15 protein-coding genes and 1 pseudogene are annotated in these 16,085 nt (G+C 64.6%); 12 read left to right on the top strand and 4 right to left on the bottom strand.

Features of this window, described 5'->3' with window-relative positions:
• The coding region (locus tag LB553_RS30225; RefSeq protein WP_128312268.1) for a formate--tetrahydrofolate ligase at nucleotides 1-105 on the top strand (105 nt) is incomplete at its 5' end.
• A gap of 75 nt (nucleotides 106-180) precedes the next feature.
• Here the strand turns inward: LB553_RS30225 and LB553_RS30220 are convergent.
• Entirely contained in the window at nucleotides 181-822 is a 642-nt protein-coding gene (locus tag LB553_RS30220; protein ID WP_224518608.1) for a cysteine hydrolase family protein, read from the bottom strand.
• 126 nt (nucleotides 823-948) lie between these two features.
• Between LB553_RS30220 and LB553_RS30630 the strand changes: the two genes are divergently transcribed.
• Entirely contained in the window at nucleotides 949-1,932 is a 984-nt protein-coding gene (locus LB553_RS30630; RefSeq protein ID WP_263484325.1) for a helix-turn-helix domain-containing protein, read from the top strand.
• Here LB553_RS30630 and LB553_RS30200 read toward each other — a convergent pair.
• Nucleotides 1,922-2,479 (bottom strand): sugar O-acetyltransferase, encoded by a 558-nt coding sequence (locus LB553_RS30200; RefSeq protein WP_224518607.1) that lies wholly within the window; start codon nucleotides 2,477-2,479, stop codon nucleotides 1,922-1,924. The two genes, LB553_RS30630 and LB553_RS30200, sit on opposite strands and share 11 nt — an antisense overlap.
• A gap of 135 nt (nucleotides 2,480-2,614) precedes the next feature.
• Between LB553_RS30200 and LB553_RS30195 the strand changes: the two genes are divergently transcribed.
• From LB553_RS30195 to LB553_RS30175, 5 genes and pseudogenes are all read left to right on the top strand, one after another.
• A complete protein-coding gene (locus LB553_RS30195; protein ID WP_224518606.1) occupies nucleotides 2,615-3,076 on the top strand; it encodes a DUF4126 domain-containing protein in 462 nt (153 codons plus the stop codon).
• A pseudogene (locus LB553_RS30190) lies at nucleotides 3,073-4,448 on the top strand (FAD-containing oxidoreductase). The gene LB553_RS30195 and the pseudogene LB553_RS30190 overlap by 4 nt, the downstream one beginning before the upstream one ends.
• A gap of 182 nt (nucleotides 4,449-4,630) precedes the next feature.
• Nucleotides 4,631-5,686: a succinylglutamate desuccinylase/aspartoacylase family protein gene (locus tag LB553_RS30185; protein WP_224518605.1), complete on the top strand. Its 1,056-nt coding sequence runs from the start codon at nucleotides 4,631-4,633 to the stop codon at nucleotides 5,684-5,686.
• Between the two features lie 235 nt (nucleotides 5,687-5,921).
• Nucleotides 5,922-8,111, top strand: coding sequence for an anthranilate synthase (locus LB553_RS30180; RefSeq protein WP_224518604.1), 2,190 nt, complete (start codon nucleotides 5,922-5,924; stop codon nucleotides 8,109-8,111).
• A 16-nt stretch (nucleotides 8,112-8,127) separates the two neighbouring features.
• Nucleotides 8,128-9,075: a cation diffusion facilitator family transporter gene (locus LB553_RS30175; protein WP_224518603.1), complete on the top strand. Its 948-nt coding sequence runs from the start codon at nucleotides 8,128-8,130 to the stop codon at nucleotides 9,073-9,075.
• A 42-nt stretch (nucleotides 9,076-9,117) separates the two neighbouring features.
• On the opposite strand, the gene LB553_RS30170 is transcribed toward LB553_RS30175, so the two are convergent.
• Nucleotides 9,118-10,218, bottom strand: a complete 1,101-nt coding sequence (locus tag LB553_RS30170) for a hypothetical protein (protein ID WP_224518602.1) — start codon at nucleotides 10,216-10,218, stop codon at nucleotides 9,118-9,120.
• A 194-nt stretch (nucleotides 10,219-10,412) separates the two neighbouring features.
• Between LB553_RS30170 and LB553_RS30165 the strand changes: the two genes are divergently transcribed.
• From LB553_RS30165 to LB553_RS30145, 4 genes are all read left to right on the top strand, one after another.
• Nucleotides 10,413-10,847 carry a DsrE family protein gene (locus tag LB553_RS30165; protein WP_224518601.1) on the top strand — a complete coding sequence of 145 codons (435 nt, stop codon included), beginning with the start codon at nucleotides 10,413-10,415 and terminating at the stop codon, nucleotides 10,845-10,847.
• Between the two features lie 68 nt (nucleotides 10,848-10,915).
• Nucleotides 10,916-11,689 (top strand): SDR family NAD(P)-dependent oxidoreductase, encoded by a 774-nt coding sequence (locus tag LB553_RS30160; protein ID WP_224518600.1) that lies wholly within the window; start codon nucleotides 10,916-10,918, stop codon nucleotides 11,687-11,689.
• A 52-nt stretch (nucleotides 11,690-11,741) separates the two neighbouring features.
• A complete protein-coding gene (locus tag LB553_RS30155) occupies nucleotides 11,742-12,053 on the top strand; it encodes a putative quinol monooxygenase (RefSeq protein WP_224518599.1) in 312 nt (103 codons plus the stop codon).
• A gap of 436 nt (nucleotides 12,054-12,489) precedes the next feature.
• Complete coding sequence (locus tag LB553_RS30145; RefSeq protein ID WP_224518598.1) at nucleotides 12,490-13,254, top strand: SDR family NAD(P)-dependent oxidoreductase; 765 nt, start codon at nucleotides 12,490-12,492, stop codon at nucleotides 13,252-13,254.
• 34 nt (nucleotides 13,255-13,288) lie between these two features.
• On the opposite strand, the gene LB553_RS30140 is transcribed toward LB553_RS30145, so the two are convergent.
• On the bottom strand, nucleotides 13,289-14,176 hold the full coding sequence (locus LB553_RS30140) for a LysR family transcriptional regulator (RefSeq protein WP_224518597.1): 888 nt from the start codon (nucleotides 14,174-14,176) through the stop codon (nucleotides 13,289-13,291).
• Between the two features lie 144 nt (nucleotides 14,177-14,320).
• Here LB553_RS30140 and LB553_RS30135 point away from each other — a divergent pair, with 144 nt between their 5' ends.
• Nucleotides 14,321-15,856 (top strand): MFS transporter, encoded by a 1,536-nt coding sequence (locus LB553_RS30135; RefSeq protein WP_224518596.1) that lies wholly within the window; start codon nucleotides 14,321-14,323, stop codon nucleotides 15,854-15,856.
• Nucleotides 15,857-16,085 lie beyond the last annotated feature (229 nt).

Below are 16,085 nucleotides of genomic sequence, written 5' to 3'. Positions count from 1 at the left end.
GTCATCATCTGCGGCGAGATCATGACGATGCCGGGGCTTCCCAAGTCCCCGTCTTCGGAAAAGATCTTCCTCAACGAGCAGGGCCAGATCGAAGGACTGTTCTAAACATCCTTCAGGCTGAAAACGGTCAAGGGCGCCGGCTCATCGCGGCGCCCTTTTTCATTCCCGAGTTCAGCCGAGCTATGCAGCGTTCCGCTGCAAGGCCCGCTGGTTCGATGCGTAGATCGTGTCGCGCTCGGGCAGCCTCCCGGTCTTCAGGCAATCGACCCATTCGCCTGTCTTCAACACCGCCGCGAAACGCGACTGCAGAACCACGCTCACCACCCGGTGTATGTCCTCGGCCGATGCAAAGCCGGCGCTGTTGGCGTAAGGCACCGAGCCGCTGGCGTCCGAAAGGAACTCGACGGCAAAGCCCATATGCACTGCATGGATGATGGTCGACAGATCGCAATTGTGCGTCATGTAGCCGACGACCGCGATCGTATCGATGGCATTGGCGCGCAGCCAGTCTTCAAGATCCGTGCCGGTGAAGGCCGAAGGCAGCGTCTTTTCGATATAGTGGTCGCGGCCGCGCCTGGCGATCTCGGGGTGCAGCTCGCCGCCATGGCTGCCCTTGGCGAAGATCGGCGAGGTCTCGGGCGCCATCTGCTTGACGACGACGATCTTGATGCCGGCCGCCGCGGCGGCATCCATGGCGCGCGCAACATTGGCGACGGCCTCGTTGAAGGGCGGATGCTGGATGGCGAGACTACCGCCATTGTAGTCGTTCTGGACATCGACGACGACTAACGCGCGGCGCGGCTGGGTGGCTGGTGCTGACATGGCGGTTTTCCTTTCGACCAGGTTGATGGCGCAAAGCTAGGCGGATGTTTCAGGCCGAGAAAGTGTCCCGATTGACAACGATCGAAAGAATTGGGACATTCGGCTTCCAACGGAACGATGTCTGCCATGAAGAACCCGATCATCGCCGCTGTCGCTTTCGACGGCATCAGCCCGTTCCACCTCTCCGTGCCGTGCCTGGTGTTCGGCGCCGATCGAACCAAGCTTGGGCTGCCGCGCTTCGACTTCCGCGTCTGCGCGATAGAGGACGGGCCTATTCATACCGATGCGGGGCTGAGCATCGTCGTGCCACATGGGCTTTCGGCGCTCGAGGACGCCGACATCGTCATCATCCCGAGTTGGAAGGATCTCGAGGATCCCCTGGCCGCGCCGTTCAAGGATGCTCTGCAACGCGCGCATCGGCGGGGCGCTTTGATCGTGGGCTTGTGCCTCGGCACCTTCGCCATTGCCGGCGCCGGATTGCTTGCCGGGCGCAAGGCGACGACCCACTGGGCCTATACGGATCGGTTGCGGAAGCTTCATCCTGACATCGCGATCGACGCCGACGTGCTCTATGTCGACGAGGGCGACATCATCACCTCGGCCGGCGTCGCCGCCGGGCTCGACTGCTGCCTGCACATCGTGCGCGCTCGCTATGGCACGGAGGCCGCCCTTCGGCTTGCCCGCCATGTCGTGCTCTCGCCGCACCGGCAGGGCGGGCAGGCGCAGTTCATCGAGCGCCCGCTTGCGCCGACGCCGAACGCCGACCGCTTCGCCAAGACCCTCGATGAAGTGCGGGCATCGCTCGGCGAAGCCCACAGCCTGGACAGTGTCGCTGAAGCAGCGGGCCTTACCCGCCGCACCTTCACGCGCCGTTTCCAGAAAACCACCGGCACCAGCTTCGGCGACTGGCTCGCCGACCAACGCGTAGCACTTGCGCAAAGGCTGCTGGAACAGACGGACAAATCGATGGACATCGTGGCCTTCGAAGCTGGCTTCGGCAGCGCCACCTCGCTGCGCCAGCACTTTGCCGCGCGGCTCAGAACCTCGCCGAGGCAGTACCGGCGCGAGTTTTCCCGAAGCACCAAGGCGCCAGACGGTCTCAGCCTCTAGTAACGGCCCGTGCCGGGTTGCCGACGACGGTCGCATTGGCCGGTACGTCGCGGGTCACCACAGCGCCCGCGCCGACGATGGCGCCCTCGCCTATGCTGACGCCGGCGAGGATTACCGCGCTTCCACCGATCCAGGCATTGTCGCCAATCGTTACGGCTTTTGCGATCTCCAGCCCGGCCAGCCGGCCCGCAGCTTCGCGATGATGCTCGGCGCAGTAGATCTGCACATTGGGCCCGAGCATCGTCCCCTTGCCGATGCGCACCGGCGCCGTGTCGAGGATGGTGCAGCCAGCATTGAGGAAGACGCCATCGCCAAGGAACAGGTTGAAGCCATAGGCGCAGTGGAACGGCGCCTCGATGCGCGCCCCCTCGCCCGCGCCACCGAGCAGCGCCTGCAGGGCCGGAGCGATATCGCCGCGCTGCCGGGGCGGCAGGCTGTTGTGCTCGAACACCGCATCGCGCGCGGCGATGCGCAACGCCTCCAGCTCATCGTCGATGCAGGTGTACCATTCGCCCGCCGCCATCTTTATGCGTTCGCTTGTCGTCATGGTGGCATCTCCAGATTTTTCGTCTGCTGCCAAAGCATAATCGATCGTCTGGCAAAAGCCCCGTAGCCAAACGCCCGGCTTGTGCTAGCCTGCCGTTGCGAGACCATGCGACGGTCTCGTTTGAGGGGGGCGATCATGCTTTACATTCTTGCATTGCTGATAGGCGTCATTGCCGGCCTGCGCGCCATGACGGCGCCCGCCGCCGTCGCCTGGGGTTCTTATCTCGGCTGGCTGCCGGTCACAGATACTTGGGCGAGCTTCATGGGCCACTGGATTGCTGTCGGCAGCTTCACCATCCTGGCCATCGTCGAGCTGATCGCCGACCAACTGCCGTCAACGCCGAGCCGCAAGGTACCGCCGCAGTTCGGCACGCGCATCGTCGTCGGCGCCTTCTGCGGCGCGGTGATCGGCGCGACCGCCGGCGCCACCATCGGCGGCCTGGTCGCCGGCGCGATCGGCGCGGTGATCGGCACGCTGGGCGGCGCCGAAGCACGCGGCCGGCTCGCGGCCGCCTTCGGCAAGGATCAGCCCGCCGCCTTCATCGAGGATGCTGTCGCCGTCGTCGGCGGGCTGCTCATCGTGGCGGCCGTCGCATGAGCGCAAAGAGCTTCGACGCCATCGTCATCGGCGCCGGCCAGGCCGGCCCGCCGCTGGTCGGCCGCCTCGAGGCCGCCGGCATGAAGGTTGCGCTGATCGAGCGCAAGTTCATCGGCGGCACCTGCGTCAACACCGGTTGCATGCCGACCAAGGCGATGGTGGCGAGCGCCTATGCCGCGCATCTCGCCCGCCGCGCTGCCGATTATGGCGTCGCGCTCTCCGGCCCCGTCGGCGTGGACTACAAGGGCATCAAGGCGCGCAAGGACAAGGTCACCAACGACGCCCGCGGCAATCTCGAAAAATGGATCGCCGGCATGAAGGGCTGCACGCTTTATCGCGACCATGCGCGTTTCGAATCCGCCGACACGGTGCGCGTCGGCGACGAGCTGCTCACCGCGCCAAAGATTTTCCTCAACACCGGCGGCCGCGCCTCGGTGCCCGATCTGCCCGGCGTCAACGACATACCCTATCTCACCAATTCCTCGATCATGGATCTCGATGTGTTGCCCAGCCATCTGATCGTCGTCGGCGGCAGCTACATCTCGCTGGAATCGCGCAGATGTTTCGCCGCTTCGGCTCCGAGGTCACGGTGATCGAGAAGGCGCCGCGGCTGACCGGCCGCGAGGATGAGGACACCTCCGCCGCCATCCAATCGATACTCGAAAACGAAGACATCACCGTCCATGTCGGCGCGGACGACATCGCCTTTGTCAGGCAAGGCAATGGGATCGCCGTCACCTTCGCCGCCGGCAAGCCGCCGGCGGTCGGCTCGCATGTGCTGCTGGCGCTGGGGCGCACGCCCAACACCGACGATCTCGGCCTGGACAAGGCCGGCGTCGCGGTCGACCAGCGCGGCTACATCATTGTCGACGACCAGTTGCGCACGAATGTGCCGGGCATCTGGGCGATGGGCGACTGCAACGGCAAGGGCGCCTTCACCCACACCTCCTACAACGACTTCGAGATCGTCGCCGCCAATCTGCTCGATAATGATCCGCGCAAGGTCAGCGACCGCATCGAGGCCTATGCGCTCTACATCGACCCGCCGCTTGGACGCTGCGGCATGACGGAAGCCGCCGTGAAGAAATCCGGCCGCCGCGCGCTGGTCGGACAGCGGCCGATGACGCGTGTCGGCCGCGCGGTCGAGAAGGGCGAGACGCAAGGCTTCATGAAAATCCTGGCCGATGCCGATACCGGCGAAATCCTCGGCTGCTCGGTGCTTGGGCCAGGCGGCGACGAGGCGATCCACTGCGTGCTCGACCTCATGTACGCGAAGGCGCCGATCTCGAGGCTGGCGCGCGCCATGCACATCCACCCGACCGTCTCGGAGTTGCTGCCGACCATCGTCCAGGATCTGAAGCCGCTGGAGTAGAGCAATTCCAGGAAAGGGCGCAGCGGTTAGGCTCGGCGACTTCGCCGTAGCAAGGCTCGGCGCCGTAGCAAGGCTTGGCCTCTTCGCCGTACCCGCTCTCGCCGACAGCCCGGCGCCGCTGGACCACTCGACAGCCGATCCGCAAACATGCATTTGGTGGCCTCTTCATTCGGAGGCCCCCCATGCAGAAGACGATCGAACGCATCGCCGGCGACAGCGAGGGTGTCGTTTACGAATTTCCGATCTTGCGTTTCGAGGGCAGGGACAAGGCGGCTCCTTCCGCCTATCTGCAGGCGGCGCTGCATGCCGGCGAGCTGCCGGGCGTCGTTGCCATCGACGCGCTGATGCCTATGTTGGCCAAGGCGGAGGCCGAGGGACGCATCAAGGGTCCGATCACCATCGTGCCCTGGGCCAACCCGATCGGCCGCGCGCAATATCATTTCGGCGAGCACCAGGGCCGCTTCAATCTCGGCACCCGCACCAACTTCAACCGCTCCTTTCCGTTGCTTGCCGCGCCCGACGCCAGGCTTCTGCCGGATGTCAGCCTCGGCGGCGCCGATCGCCGGTTGAAGAACCGGCTCGTCCAGCTCTCGCTCGGTAACGACATCGTCCTTGACCTCCACTGTGACGACGAAGGTCTCGCCTATCTCTACATCCACACCAGCTTTTGGCCGCATATGGCCGATTGCGCGGCCGCCATGGGCGCCGAAGCCGTCCTGCTGTGGAGCGAGGACAATACCGGCACGTTCGAAGGCGCCTCGATCATGCCCTACCAGAACGCGCCCGCGGGCATCGCGCGCTTCGATCGCCGCGCCGTCACCACGGTCGAATATCGCGGCATACTCGACGTCGACGCCGCCCTCGCTGCGTCGGATGCCGCGGGACTCTACCGCCTGCTGGTGACGCGCGGCGTCGTTCAGGATTCATCCGTGCCGAAATTCGAGAAATTTTCCGGACCGGTCGTACCGCTGGAAAACATCGACATGATGCCCTCGCCCAAGGCCGGCGCGATCCTTTACGACGTCAAGCCCGGCGACCGCGTCAAGAAGGGCGACAGGTTGGCGACGATCGTCCATGCGCCCGGCGAGGCCGGCGGCCGCACGGAAGTGTTTGCCCCGCAATCGGGCTTAATCCTCACCCGCCGCTCGCGCCGCATCATCCGCGCCGGCGAGGATCTTCTGAAGCTCGCCGGCGACGCCAGGAGCGGCGACGCACGCTCCGGCACGCTGGAAGACTGAGGCTGCGCGTTCGGCATCGGCGTGAAATCCAGTTGCATGGACCTCCATTCGCCGCTATGGGAGTCGCCATGAACATGCGTTCGAACAAGACCGTTTGGTGGTGGGCTCGCTGACAGCGGCCTGTTCGTGCGTGTGCGCGTGAAAAAGAGGGTGGCCGCAGCGGAATGTCCGGGCGGCCATTTGTTTTTTAACGCCATTCCCGGGTCCGTTGCCCAAGACGCTGATGGAGACGGCAATGACGATTAAAGTTCTGGACAACGGGGCCGAGCGCTTCGTCACCGCGGGCGGCGTGACGATCACCCGCGAGCGGCACGACCGGCCCTATGAAGGCGCGATCGATGCCTATGTCGACGGCCTGAATTCGCGCCGTGGCGCCGTGTTCTCCTCCAACTACGAATATCCGGGCCGCTACACGCGCTGGGATACGGCCATCATCGATCCGCCGCTGGTGATTTCCGCGCGGGGACGCACGATGCGCATCGAAGCGCTGAACAAGCGCGGCGAAGTGTTGCTGCCGGTGATCGGCAAGGCGCTTGGCGAACTCAGCGAAGTGACGATCGTCGAAACCTCGAAGACGCTCATCCGCCTCGATGTCGCCAAACCCGGTCGCGTCTTCACCGAGGAGGAACGCAGCCGCGTTCCGTCCGTGTTCACGGTGCTGCGCGCTATCACCGCGCTGTTCAAGACCGCCGAGGACGCCAATCTCGGCCTTTACGGCGCCTTCGGCTACGACCTCGCCTTCCAGTTCGATCCTGTCGAGTACAGGCTCGAGCGCAGAGAAAGCCAGCGCGACCTCGTGCTGTTCCTGCCCGACGAGATCCTCGTCGTCGACCACTATTCGACCAAGGCCTGGACCGACCGCTACGATTATTCCGGCGAAGGCTTTTCCACCGAAGGCATGGCCCGCGATGCCCAAGTCGAGCCGTTCAAGACCGCCGACCGTATCCCGCCGCGCGGCGACCACGAGCCGGGCGAATACGCCAACCTGGTGCGGCGCGCCATGGAGAGCTTCAAGCGCGGTGACCTGTTCGAGGTCGTGCCTGGCCAGATGTTTTACGAGCGCTGCGAGAGCCAGCCTTCCGACATCTCGCGCAAGCTGAAGTCGATCAACCCCTCGCCCTATTCCTTCTTCATCAATCTCGGCGAGAACGAATATCTGATCGGCGCCTCGCCGGAGATGTTCGTGCGCGTCAATGGCCGCAGAGTCGAGACCTGCCCGATCTCGGGCACCATCAAGCGCGGCGACGACGCCATTTCCGACAGCGAGCAGATCCTGAAGCTGCTCAACTCGAAGAAGGATGAGTCCGAGCTCACAATGTGCTCGGATGTCGACCGCAACGACAAGTCGCGCGTCTGCGAACCCGGCTCGGTGCGCGTCATCGGCCGCCGCCAGATCGAGATGTATTCGCGCCTGATCCACACCGTCGATCACATCGAGGGACGGCTGCGCGAAGGCATGGACGCCTTCGACGCGTTTCTCTCACATGCCTGGGCGGTCACCGTCACCGGCGCGCCGAAGCTGTGGGCCATGCGCTTCATCGAGCAGAACGAGAAGAGCCCGCGCGCCTGGTATGGCGGGGCGATCGGCATGGTCAACTTCAACGGCGACATGAACACCGGGCTCACCTTGCGCACCATCCGCATCAAGGACGGTATCGCCGAGGTGCGCGCCGGCGCCACGCTGCTCTTCGACAGCATTCCCGAGGAAGAAGAAGCCGAAACCGAACTGAAGGCATCCGCTATGCTCTCCGCCATCCGCGACGCCAAGACCGGCAACGCCACGGGAACCGAGCGCACCACCGCGCGCGTCGGCGACGGCGTCAACATCCTGCTCGTCGACCACGAGGACTCCTTCGTCCACACCCTGGCCAACTATTTCCGCCAGACCGGCGCCAACGTTTCCACCGTGCGCACGCCGGTGCCGGAGGAGGTCTTCGAGCGGCTGCGGCCCGACCTCGTCGTGCTGTCGCCCGGCCCGGGCACGCCGAAGGATTTCGACTGCGCCGCCACCATCAGACGAGCCCGCAGCCGCGACCTGCCGATCTTCGGCGTCTGCCTTGGCCTGCAGGCGCTGGCCGAAGCCTATGGCGGCGAGCTTAGGCAGTTGCATATCCCCATGCATGGCAAGCCGTCGCGCATCCGCGTTTCGAAGCCCGGCATCATCTTCTCAGGACTGCCCAAGGAAGTGACCGTCGGCCGCTATCACTCGATCTTCGCTGACCCGGTGCGCCTGCCCGACGGCTTCGTGGTCACCGCCGAGACCGAGGACGGCATCATCATGGCCTTCGAGCACCGCAAGGAGCCGATCGCAGCGGTGCAGTTCCATCCTGAATCGATCATGACGCTCGGCCACAATGCCGGCATGCGCATTATCGAGAACATCGTCGCGCATCTGCCGCGCAAGGCCAAGGAAAAGGCCGCCTGAGGGGCGGCGCGTTGGGATGAACGCGGCAATGACGCTGACGACGGCGCAAGCAAAAGCCGCGACCAGGCAGAAGGTCGCAAGGCTCGCCTTCTGGTCGATCGTCGTCGCCGGCGTCGTCCTCGCCCTCAAGCTTGCCGCATGGTACATCACTGGCTCCGTCGCGCTCTATTCCGATGCGCTGGAATCGATCGTCAACGTGATTGCGTCGGCCGCTGCCTTCTGGGCGGTCCAGGTCAGCTACAAGCCGGCCGACCAGGACCATCCCTTCGGCCATCACAAGGCCGAATATTTCTCGGCCGTGCTCGAGGGCGTGCTGATCGTCGTCGCAGCCCTGCTCATCCTCAACGAGGTCTGGCAGTCCTGGCAGCATCCGGCCCCGCTGGAACAGCCTTGGGAAGGCCTTGCCGTCAACGGCGCCGCGACCGTCGTCAATGCGATCTGGGCCTTCACGCTGATCCGCGCCGGGCGAAACGCGAGATCACCTGCTCTGGTGGCCGACGGTCAGCACATCATGACCGACGTCGTGACGTCCGTGGGCGTGTTCGGTGGTCTTGTCGGCGCAGTGCTGACCGGCTGGCAGATCCTCGATCCGGCGCTGGCCGTCATCGTCGCGCTCAACATCCTGTGGCAAGGCTGGCATGTCATCGGTTCGTCGATGAACGGCCTGATGGACCGCGCCGTCGACACCCAGGAACACATGCAGATCCGCGACATCATCTCGGCCAATTCGAAAGGCGCGCTCGAAGTGCATGACCTGAAGACGCGCATTGCCGGCCGCGCCACCTTCATCGAGTTCCATCTCGTCGTCGACGCCGACATGACCGTCGGCGCCAGCCATGTCATCTGCGACCGCATCGAGGATGCGCTGAAGGCCGAGATCCCCTCGGTGCGCGTCACCATACATGTCGAGCCGGACGACGAGGCCAAGCTGCCGAAAGGCACCACGGCGGTGCCTTTCGCCTGACGATGCCAGCATGGCAGACGTTGGAGAATGACGAAGCGCTGGTCACGGCGCACAGGCCGACTGCGGCATGGGGTTCAGGCGGTAGACCTTGTCGTCGGATTTCGTCTTGCCATCCGCCGCCTTCGAGCAGAGATCGACAATTGCCACCGCATTGTTGGGGTTCGCGACCATCATTGTGCCGTTGGCGCCCCGCTTGAGGAAAATCTCCTTCTGCGAGATGTCGCAGGAAAAGTCGCTCATCTTCGAACTGGCCGAACAACGCCACTGGTCGGCCTCGCCCTGGCAGGAATAGGTCTGCATGACCTTTTTCCCCTTCTGCCTCGTCGTCACCGAAACGGCGATATCCGCCCCATCCGGCCAGTTCGCGGCATCGCCGCCGGCGGCGAACGAGGCAAGCTCTATCGGTCCGCGGAAAACGCGGATCGATTGCGTCAGCTGGTTGGGACGCGACGTCAGATGCGCATCGTCGTAGTCACGCCCGAAGCAGAAGGGCTGGTCGGGCTTCAGCCGTACGCGCAGCGGGTCCCCCAGCGCCGGGTCGATCGGGTCGATGCGCGCGAACTCCGCCTTGCACGTCTCGGCCGGCATCGGGTCCAGCTTGAAATTGTCGTCCTTGCTGCCCAACGCCTGCTTGTTGTACTCGGCCTTGCCGAGATCCTCTTCAGCGCCGACGTCGAGATACACATCGGGCTGTACGTTGGAGAGGAGTAGCCGGCCTTTGTCGTCGACATTCAGCGAGGCGAGCGTGCGGTCGCATTCCATGCCGCAGCGGATGCCGCTTGCGATGTCGCCCGGGTCCTCCTTATTGCACCAGCCAGCCGCCCAGTCCGGCTTCTTGGCGCCGCGCACGGTGGTGGTGAGAAAGCCGTTATAAGCGGCGTCCGACATCGTGCTCGGCTCCTCGTTCGGCCGGCTGACCGGGTCGTGCCCATAGTAGAAGAAGATGCGCGCCACCTTCTGGTGCGGATGCGCCTTCAGATGGGCGGCATCATAAACGCGGCCGAAGCAGGCGTCGGCGCCGGTCGGGCTGAGCTCGGGAAGCTTGGGCGGTTGTTCGGCGCGCGCCGCGCCGGCAAAAGCGGCAAGGGCAGCGCAAAGCACCGCGCCCGCCATGGCCCTCCCCACAACGGTCCTCGATGCCATATGATCCCTCCTCCCGCCGACAGGACTGGCTTGATGCTAGAGCAATTCCGGGAAAAATGTGAGCAGTTTTCCGTTCGGAATTGCGTAAAAACAAGGAGATAGGGCGTTTCGCCGTTTCCGTGAGACGCAGTAATCTAGGAGCATCGCCCGGACCATGCAAAATTCTGCGAACGGGTAAGGCAAGGGAGGACAGGATGCTGCGCCGTGACATTTTTCGTGCCGGTCTCGCAGGCGCCGCGGGCCTGCTCGGTCTGAGCCGTGCAAATGCGGCAACGCCTGAGGGAAGGCTGAAAGTCGCCTATCACCTCAGCGACGCCGACAAGGTCAGTTTCGTCCTCGGCAACATCAAGAACCACTATGAAGGCACCGGCGGCAACGTCGAGATCGTGCTTGTGGTGCACGGTCCGGCTCTGGCCGCCTTTAAGTCGAAGGGCGCTTCCGGCGCTGTTTCCAGCCGCTTCGCCGGCCTTGTCCAGCGGGGACTCGTCCCGCAAGCCTGCAGCAATACCCTGCACGGCATGGATATCACACTGACCGACCTGCTGGCGGGCTTCCAGCTTGCCGAGAAAGGCGGCGTCGTGAAGCTCGCCGAACTGCAACACCAGGGCTATCTCTATCTCAGGCCCTGAGCGCGACCGGGCTTGAACGGCAGGCCGGCAATGGCCTACGAAGGATGGCAACCCGGAGGCCAGCCGACATGACAACACTTGCCATCCCCGATCTTGCCGGAAAGGCGGTGCTGGTCACCGGTGCTTCGACCGGCATAGGCGCAGCACTTGTTCGTGCCTACGCGGCGCAGAAGTGCCGTGTCGCGCTGCACTACAATGCGAGCCGCGAGGCCGCCGAGAACCTGGCCGGGTCCATCCGCGACGATGGCGGCGAGGTGTTTCTGGTCCAGGGTGACTTTTCGAAACCTGCCGATGTCGAACGCGTCGTCGAGGAGAGCGCAAACCATTTCGGCCGGCTCGACGGGCTGGTCAACAATGCCGGCGGCATGCTTGGCCGCGTCGCCTATGCCGAGCAGGACGAAGCGCACTACGACGCGGTGATGGACCTCAATGCGCGCTCTGTCCTGACCGCCTCGCGCAAGGCGATACCATGGCTGAAGCGCCAGGGCGGCTTCATCATCAACACCACCTCGATCGCCGCCCGCAACGGCGCCGGCGGCGGCGCCGGCCTTTACGGGTCGTCGAAGGCCTTCGTCTCCAACGTGACGCGCGGCATGGCCAAGGAACTGATCGGCTTCGGCATCCGCGTCAACGCGGTGGCGCCGGGCACCATCCTGACGCCCTTCCACGAACGCTATTCGAGCGCCGAGCAGATCAAGGCCATGGTCGCCACCATTCCGCAAGGGCGCGCCGGAACGCCCGAGGATTGCGTCGGCGCCTATCTGTTCCTGTCATCCGATCTGCTGAGCGGCTACATCATCGGCCAGGTGATCGAGGTGAATGGCGGCCAGTTGATGCCGTGAGCTGGCGATTGCATACTTCATGCAGCGTGCAACCTGGAGGGAGAGCAAGGGCATGTACGGACTGATCGGCAAGATGCGGGCGGCGCGCGGCCAGCGCGATGCGGTCATGGAGGTGCTGCGCGAAAGCACCGCCGCGCTTCCCGGCTGCCTGAGCTACATCATCGCCACCGATCCGGCCGACGCCGACGCGATCTGGGTTACCGAAGTGTGGACCGACCAGGCGAGCCACAAGGCCTCGCTGCAATTGCCCGAAGTCCAGGCGGCGATCGCCAAGGCGCGTCCCTTCATCGCCGGCTTCGAATTCCAGATCGAGACCCAGCCCGTGGGTGGCTTCGGCCTTCCTGCCCCAGAAAAGGCTGGCTGACGAGGACAGCTTTGTCGTTTGCTTGGAGCACCTGATGCGGACCGTGCATCCATCATGCGAAGACCAATTTATCACGTCTTGTAGGCCAAACCGCTGGAGGTGAGCCGTTTATCAACACCAAGGCAGGCAAGCCGCTGGTTGGCCGCTCTTCCTCGGTGTGGTGATAGCGACCGTCGCCGTCTCCGCACAACGTCGACCTCTGCTTCGTCATGGCCCTGCAGTCGGCGCGCTTCCGGGTCGTGCTGCTCATTGGGCCAAGCGGAGCCAGACTGGTGGCGCGAAACGTCGGGGCCTGATCCGGGCTATCCAATGCCAAAGGAATTCCAGGAAAAATACTCAGCGGCTTTCCGTCCAGAATTGCGTAAAACAGAAATCAGAGGAGGTCAGCAATCCTATCAGGATGCTGAATTGCTCTAAAGGGAACGGAGGAGTGCCCATGGAACGCCGTCAGAATGCCGTCGACCTGTCTGGCCGCATCGCCGTGGTGACGGGCGGCGCGCAAGGTATCGGCTTTGCGGTCGCTCGGCGCCTCCTGTCGTCAGGCGCCGGCGTCGCCATCTGGGACGTCGACCAGGCCGCGATGCGCAAAGCTGCTGCCGAACTCGCCGCGCTCGGCCGCGTTGAAGCGATCCTGTGCGACCAGTCGCAAATCGAGGCCGTCGATCGCGCCGCCGCCGAGACCGAGCGGACGCTCGGTCCCGTCGATCTCCTCGTCAACAATGCCGGCATTGCCGGGCCGGCGGCGACGGTGGCGGACTACGACCCCGCCGCCTGGCGCCAGATCGTCGACATCGACCTCAACGGCGTCTTCTATTGCTGCCGGCGCCTGGTGCCCGGCATGGTCGCGCGCAATTACGGCCGCATCGTCAACATCTCGTCGGTGGCCGGCAAGGAAGGCAATCCGAATGCCGCCGCTTATTCCGCTGCAAAAGCCGGCGTGCTGGCGCTGACCAAATCGCTCGGCAAGGAACTTGCCGGACACGACATCGCCGTCAACGCGTTGACGCCCTCGCCCGCCCGCACCCGCATCCTCGAGCAGCTCACCGAGGCGCAGGTCGCCTACATGCTCGGCAAAGTGCCGCGCGGCCGCTTCGTCGAGGTCGAGGAGGCGGCCGCCATGGTCGTCTTCATGCTGTCGGACGAGAACTCCTTCACCACCGGCGCGACTTTCGATCTCTCCGGCGGCCGCGCGACCTACTGACCATCCCCGCGGACCTTCATTTGGATTGCCGGGCCTATCGCCCCGCCGCAAGCCTTTCGGACAGGAAATCGACGAAGACCCGAACCTTCGGCGAAAGATGGCGATTGGACGGCCACAGCATGCGAAACTGACCGCGTCCGTCGACATGCTCGTCGAGCACGGTGCGCAGCCTGCCGTCATGCAGCGCCTCCCGCACCAGGAAATCGGGCATGCAGGCGATGCCGAGACCGGCAATCGTGGCGCCCTTCAACGCCTCCATGTTGTTGCAGGTCAGCATCGAACGGATCTGCGGCGCGGCGCTCCCGGTCATGAACGGCCAGTTGAGCAGTCTGCCGCTGTTGAGAAAACGGAAATGTATGCCGAAATGGGCCGCGAGATCCGCCGGCGTGCCGGGAGTGCCATGCCGATCGAGATAGGACGAGGCTGCGCACAAGATCATGCGAAAAGGCGCAACGGGCCTCGATACCAATCGTGAATCGGGCAGCTCGCCGCTTCGGATCGCGACGTCGATACCCTCTTCGATGACGTCGACGATGCGATCGTTGAAATCGATATCGAGCTCGATTTCCGGATATCGCGCCATGAATTCCGACAGCACCGGCAAAAGCAGATGATAGGTGACGATGGGGGTCGAGATGCGCAGCCGGCCATGCGGCGCTTCGCGTGTCCGCGACAGCATCGCCTCCGCATCATCGATATCGTCGAGGATGCGGCGCACCCGCTCGTTGAACAGCTTGCCCTCCTCTGTCAGGCCGATACGCCGCGTGCTCCGCTGCAGGAGACGCACGCCGAGTTCCTGCTCGAGCCGGGCGACGCTCTTGCCGACCGCGGAGGCGGAAATACCGAGCGCTTGTCCGGCGGCGACGAAACTGCCCAGCTCGGCGGTGCGGGCGAAAGCCAGAAGGCCGTTGAGGCGATCCATGGTGAACCTATTCGAGCGTTTTGCTCCGAGATGAACGGAGATTTAATACTATTTTGCCGGAAATGTCGCCGCCCTATCTTGCCGTTGCGATCGGCTGTGCCGGTCAGGACCTGCCGGTAAATCCCGCCTCGGATAGGAAAATCCATGACTTTGATGACCAGAACCGGCCCGGCCGGCAGATGGCTTGTGCTGCTGTCGGTTTGTCTTGCCGCCATGACGATGCCGTTGAGCTTTACCGGCCCAGCCGTGGCGCTTTCGCGCATTGCCGCCGATCTCGGCGGCAATCCGATCGAACTCAATTGGGTGACCAATAGCTTCATGCTGACCTTCGGCGCCGGCTTGATGGCCGCCGGAGCATTGGCCGACAACCTTGGCCGCAAGCGGATCTTCCTCGCTGGCCTTGCCACCTATGTGCTTGCCGCGCTGGGCTGCATGCTGGCGCCAGACATCGTCTGGTTCGACCTGTTCAGGGCCCTCCAAGGCATAGGCGGCGCGGCCGCTTTCGCCGGCGGTGCCTCCGCGCTCGCGCAGGAATTCGACGGGCAATCGCGTTTGCGGGCCTTCAGTTTCCTCGGCACCAGCTTCGGCATCGGCCTTGCCTTCGGCCCTGTTGCCTCTGGCCTGCTCATCGACGCATTCGGCTGGCGCGCGATCTTTCTTCTCGTGGCGGCACTTGGCTTTGCCGCCGCCGCGCTTGGCCAGCGCACCGTCGCCGAATCCCGCGACCCGAATGCATCCGGGCTCGACTGGGCGGGAGCCGGCACCTTCACCGTCGCGCTCGCCGCGCTGACCTACGGCGTGCTTCAGGCGCCGCAGAGCGGTTGGGCCAACCCCTTGGTTATCGCCCTTCTCGGCCTGGCAGTCACCGGCTTTGCGGCCTTCGTCATTGTCGAGCGGCGGGTGCGCCGGCCGATGCTGGATCTGACGCTGTTTCGCTTTCCGCGTTTCGTCGGCGTGCAGTTCCTGGCAGCCGCCCCTGCCTATGCCTTCGTCGTCCTGCTCGTGCTCCTGCCGATCCGCTTCATCGGCATCGAGGGGATGAGCGAGATCAAGGCGGGAGAATTGATGATCTGCCTGTCCGGGCCGCTGCTGATCTTGCCGCTGCTGGCCGGCCAGGTGGCACGCTGGATCGCCCCGGCCACAATCTGCGGTGTGGGCCTCCTCGTCGCCGCGGCCGGCCTGGTCTGGCTCAGTCGTGTGCTCGTGGCGGACAACGCGCTGGTGGCCTCGCTGGTCTTGATCGGCATCGGCATCGCCTTGCCCTGGGGGCTGATGGACGGACTCGCCGTCAGCGTCGTGCCGAAGGATCGCGCCGGCATGGCGGTCGGCATCTTCAACACCACCCGCGTCGCCAGCGAGGGCGTGGCCCTGGCGATCGTCATGGCGACCTTGTCCGGTTTCACCGCCACGCAGCTTGGCGCTCAGGCGCTGGTCTCGCCGGCCGAAGCGGCCGCGGCGGCCCAGCTGCTGGCAACCGGCAACATCGCCGGAGCGGCGCTACATCTGCCGACGGCTGGCGCCACCCTCCTCATCCAGGCCTATGAAACTGCATTCGACCGGCTGCTCGTCTTGCTGGCGACCATCACCGTGCTTACGGCCATCGTCGTCTTCCTCGGCCTGCGTCGCGGATCGGCGCCGGAACAAGACGTCGCTCCGGTCCCCGCCTGCCAGGAAGGTTAACCGAGGCCAAACCTGCGCCGGTGGACGGCCCCTCCCCGGAACTTCGCTCGGTAGCCAAGCCTTCAGGGCCAAGTCTGGCGCATTTGCGATCCGTGGGGAAGACGCCGGTGCCGGCGACGAGACCAGGCTCCGCGCAGTCGCCGTCGCGTCCCGCTGTCGGTAGCTAATCAAGTTGTCCGGTTTGGTAGCACATCATTTGTCCGCTTCAGTTTGCGTCGAAGCGGTTCAC

The organism is Mesorhizobium sp. CA8 (assembly GCF_020164955.1).
In the GTDB taxonomy this organism is placed as follows: domain Bacteria; phylum Pseudomonadota; class Alphaproteobacteria; order Rhizobiales; family Rhizobiaceae; genus Mesorhizobium.
This window is presented reverse-complemented; position numbering and strand designations above follow the sequence as displayed.

Bases quoted from the DNA above. Each gene is read 5' to 3' on its own strand.
- LB553_RS30220 (WP_224518608.1), bottom strand. From the start codon at position 822: ATGTCAGCACCAGCCACCCAGCCGCGCCGCGCGTTAGTCGTCGTCGAT.
- LB553_RS30630 (WP_263484325.1), top strand. From the start codon at position 949: ATGAAGAACCCGATCATCGCCGCTGTCGCTTTCGACGGCATCAGCCCG.
- LB553_RS30200 (WP_224518607.1), bottom strand. From the start codon at position 2,479: ATGACGACAAGCGAACGCATAAAGATGGCGGCGGGCGAATGGTACACC.
- LB553_RS30195 (WP_224518606.1), top strand. From the start codon at position 2,615: ATGCTTTACATTCTTGCATTGCTGATAGGCGTCATTGCCGGCCTGCGC.
- LB553_RS30185 (WP_224518605.1), top strand. From the start codon at position 4,631: ATGCAGAAGACGATCGAACGCATCGCCGGCGACAGCGAGGGTGTCGTT.
- LB553_RS30180 (WP_224518604.1), top strand. From the start codon at position 5,922: ATGACGATTAAAGTTCTGGACAACGGGGCCGAGCGCTTCGTCACCGCG.
- LB553_RS30175 (WP_224518603.1), top strand. From the start codon at position 8,128: ATGAACGCGGCAATGACGCTGACGACGGCGCAAGCAAAAGCCGCGACC.
- LB553_RS30170 (WP_224518602.1), bottom strand. From the start codon at position 10,218: ATGGCATCGAGGACCGTTGTGGGGAGGGCCATGGCGGGCGCGGTGCTT.
- LB553_RS30165 (WP_224518601.1), top strand. From the start codon at position 10,413: ATGCTGCGCCGTGACATTTTTCGTGCCGGTCTCGCAGGCGCCGCGGGC.
- LB553_RS30160 (WP_224518600.1), top strand. From the start codon at position 10,916: ATGACAACACTTGCCATCCCCGATCTTGCCGGAAAGGCGGTGCTGGTC.
- LB553_RS30155 (WP_224518599.1), top strand. From the start codon at position 11,742: ATGTACGGACTGATCGGCAAGATGCGGGCGGCGCGCGGCCAGCGCGAT.
- LB553_RS30145 (WP_224518598.1), top strand. From the start codon at position 12,490: ATGGAACGCCGTCAGAATGCCGTCGACCTGTCTGGCCGCATCGCCGTG.
- LB553_RS30140 (WP_224518597.1), bottom strand. From the start codon at position 14,176: ATGGATCGCCTCAACGGCCTTCTGGCTTTCGCCCGCACCGCCGAGCTG.
- LB553_RS30135 (WP_224518596.1), top strand. From the start codon at position 14,321: ATGACTTTGATGACCAGAACCGGCCCGGCCGGCAGATGGCTTGTGCTG.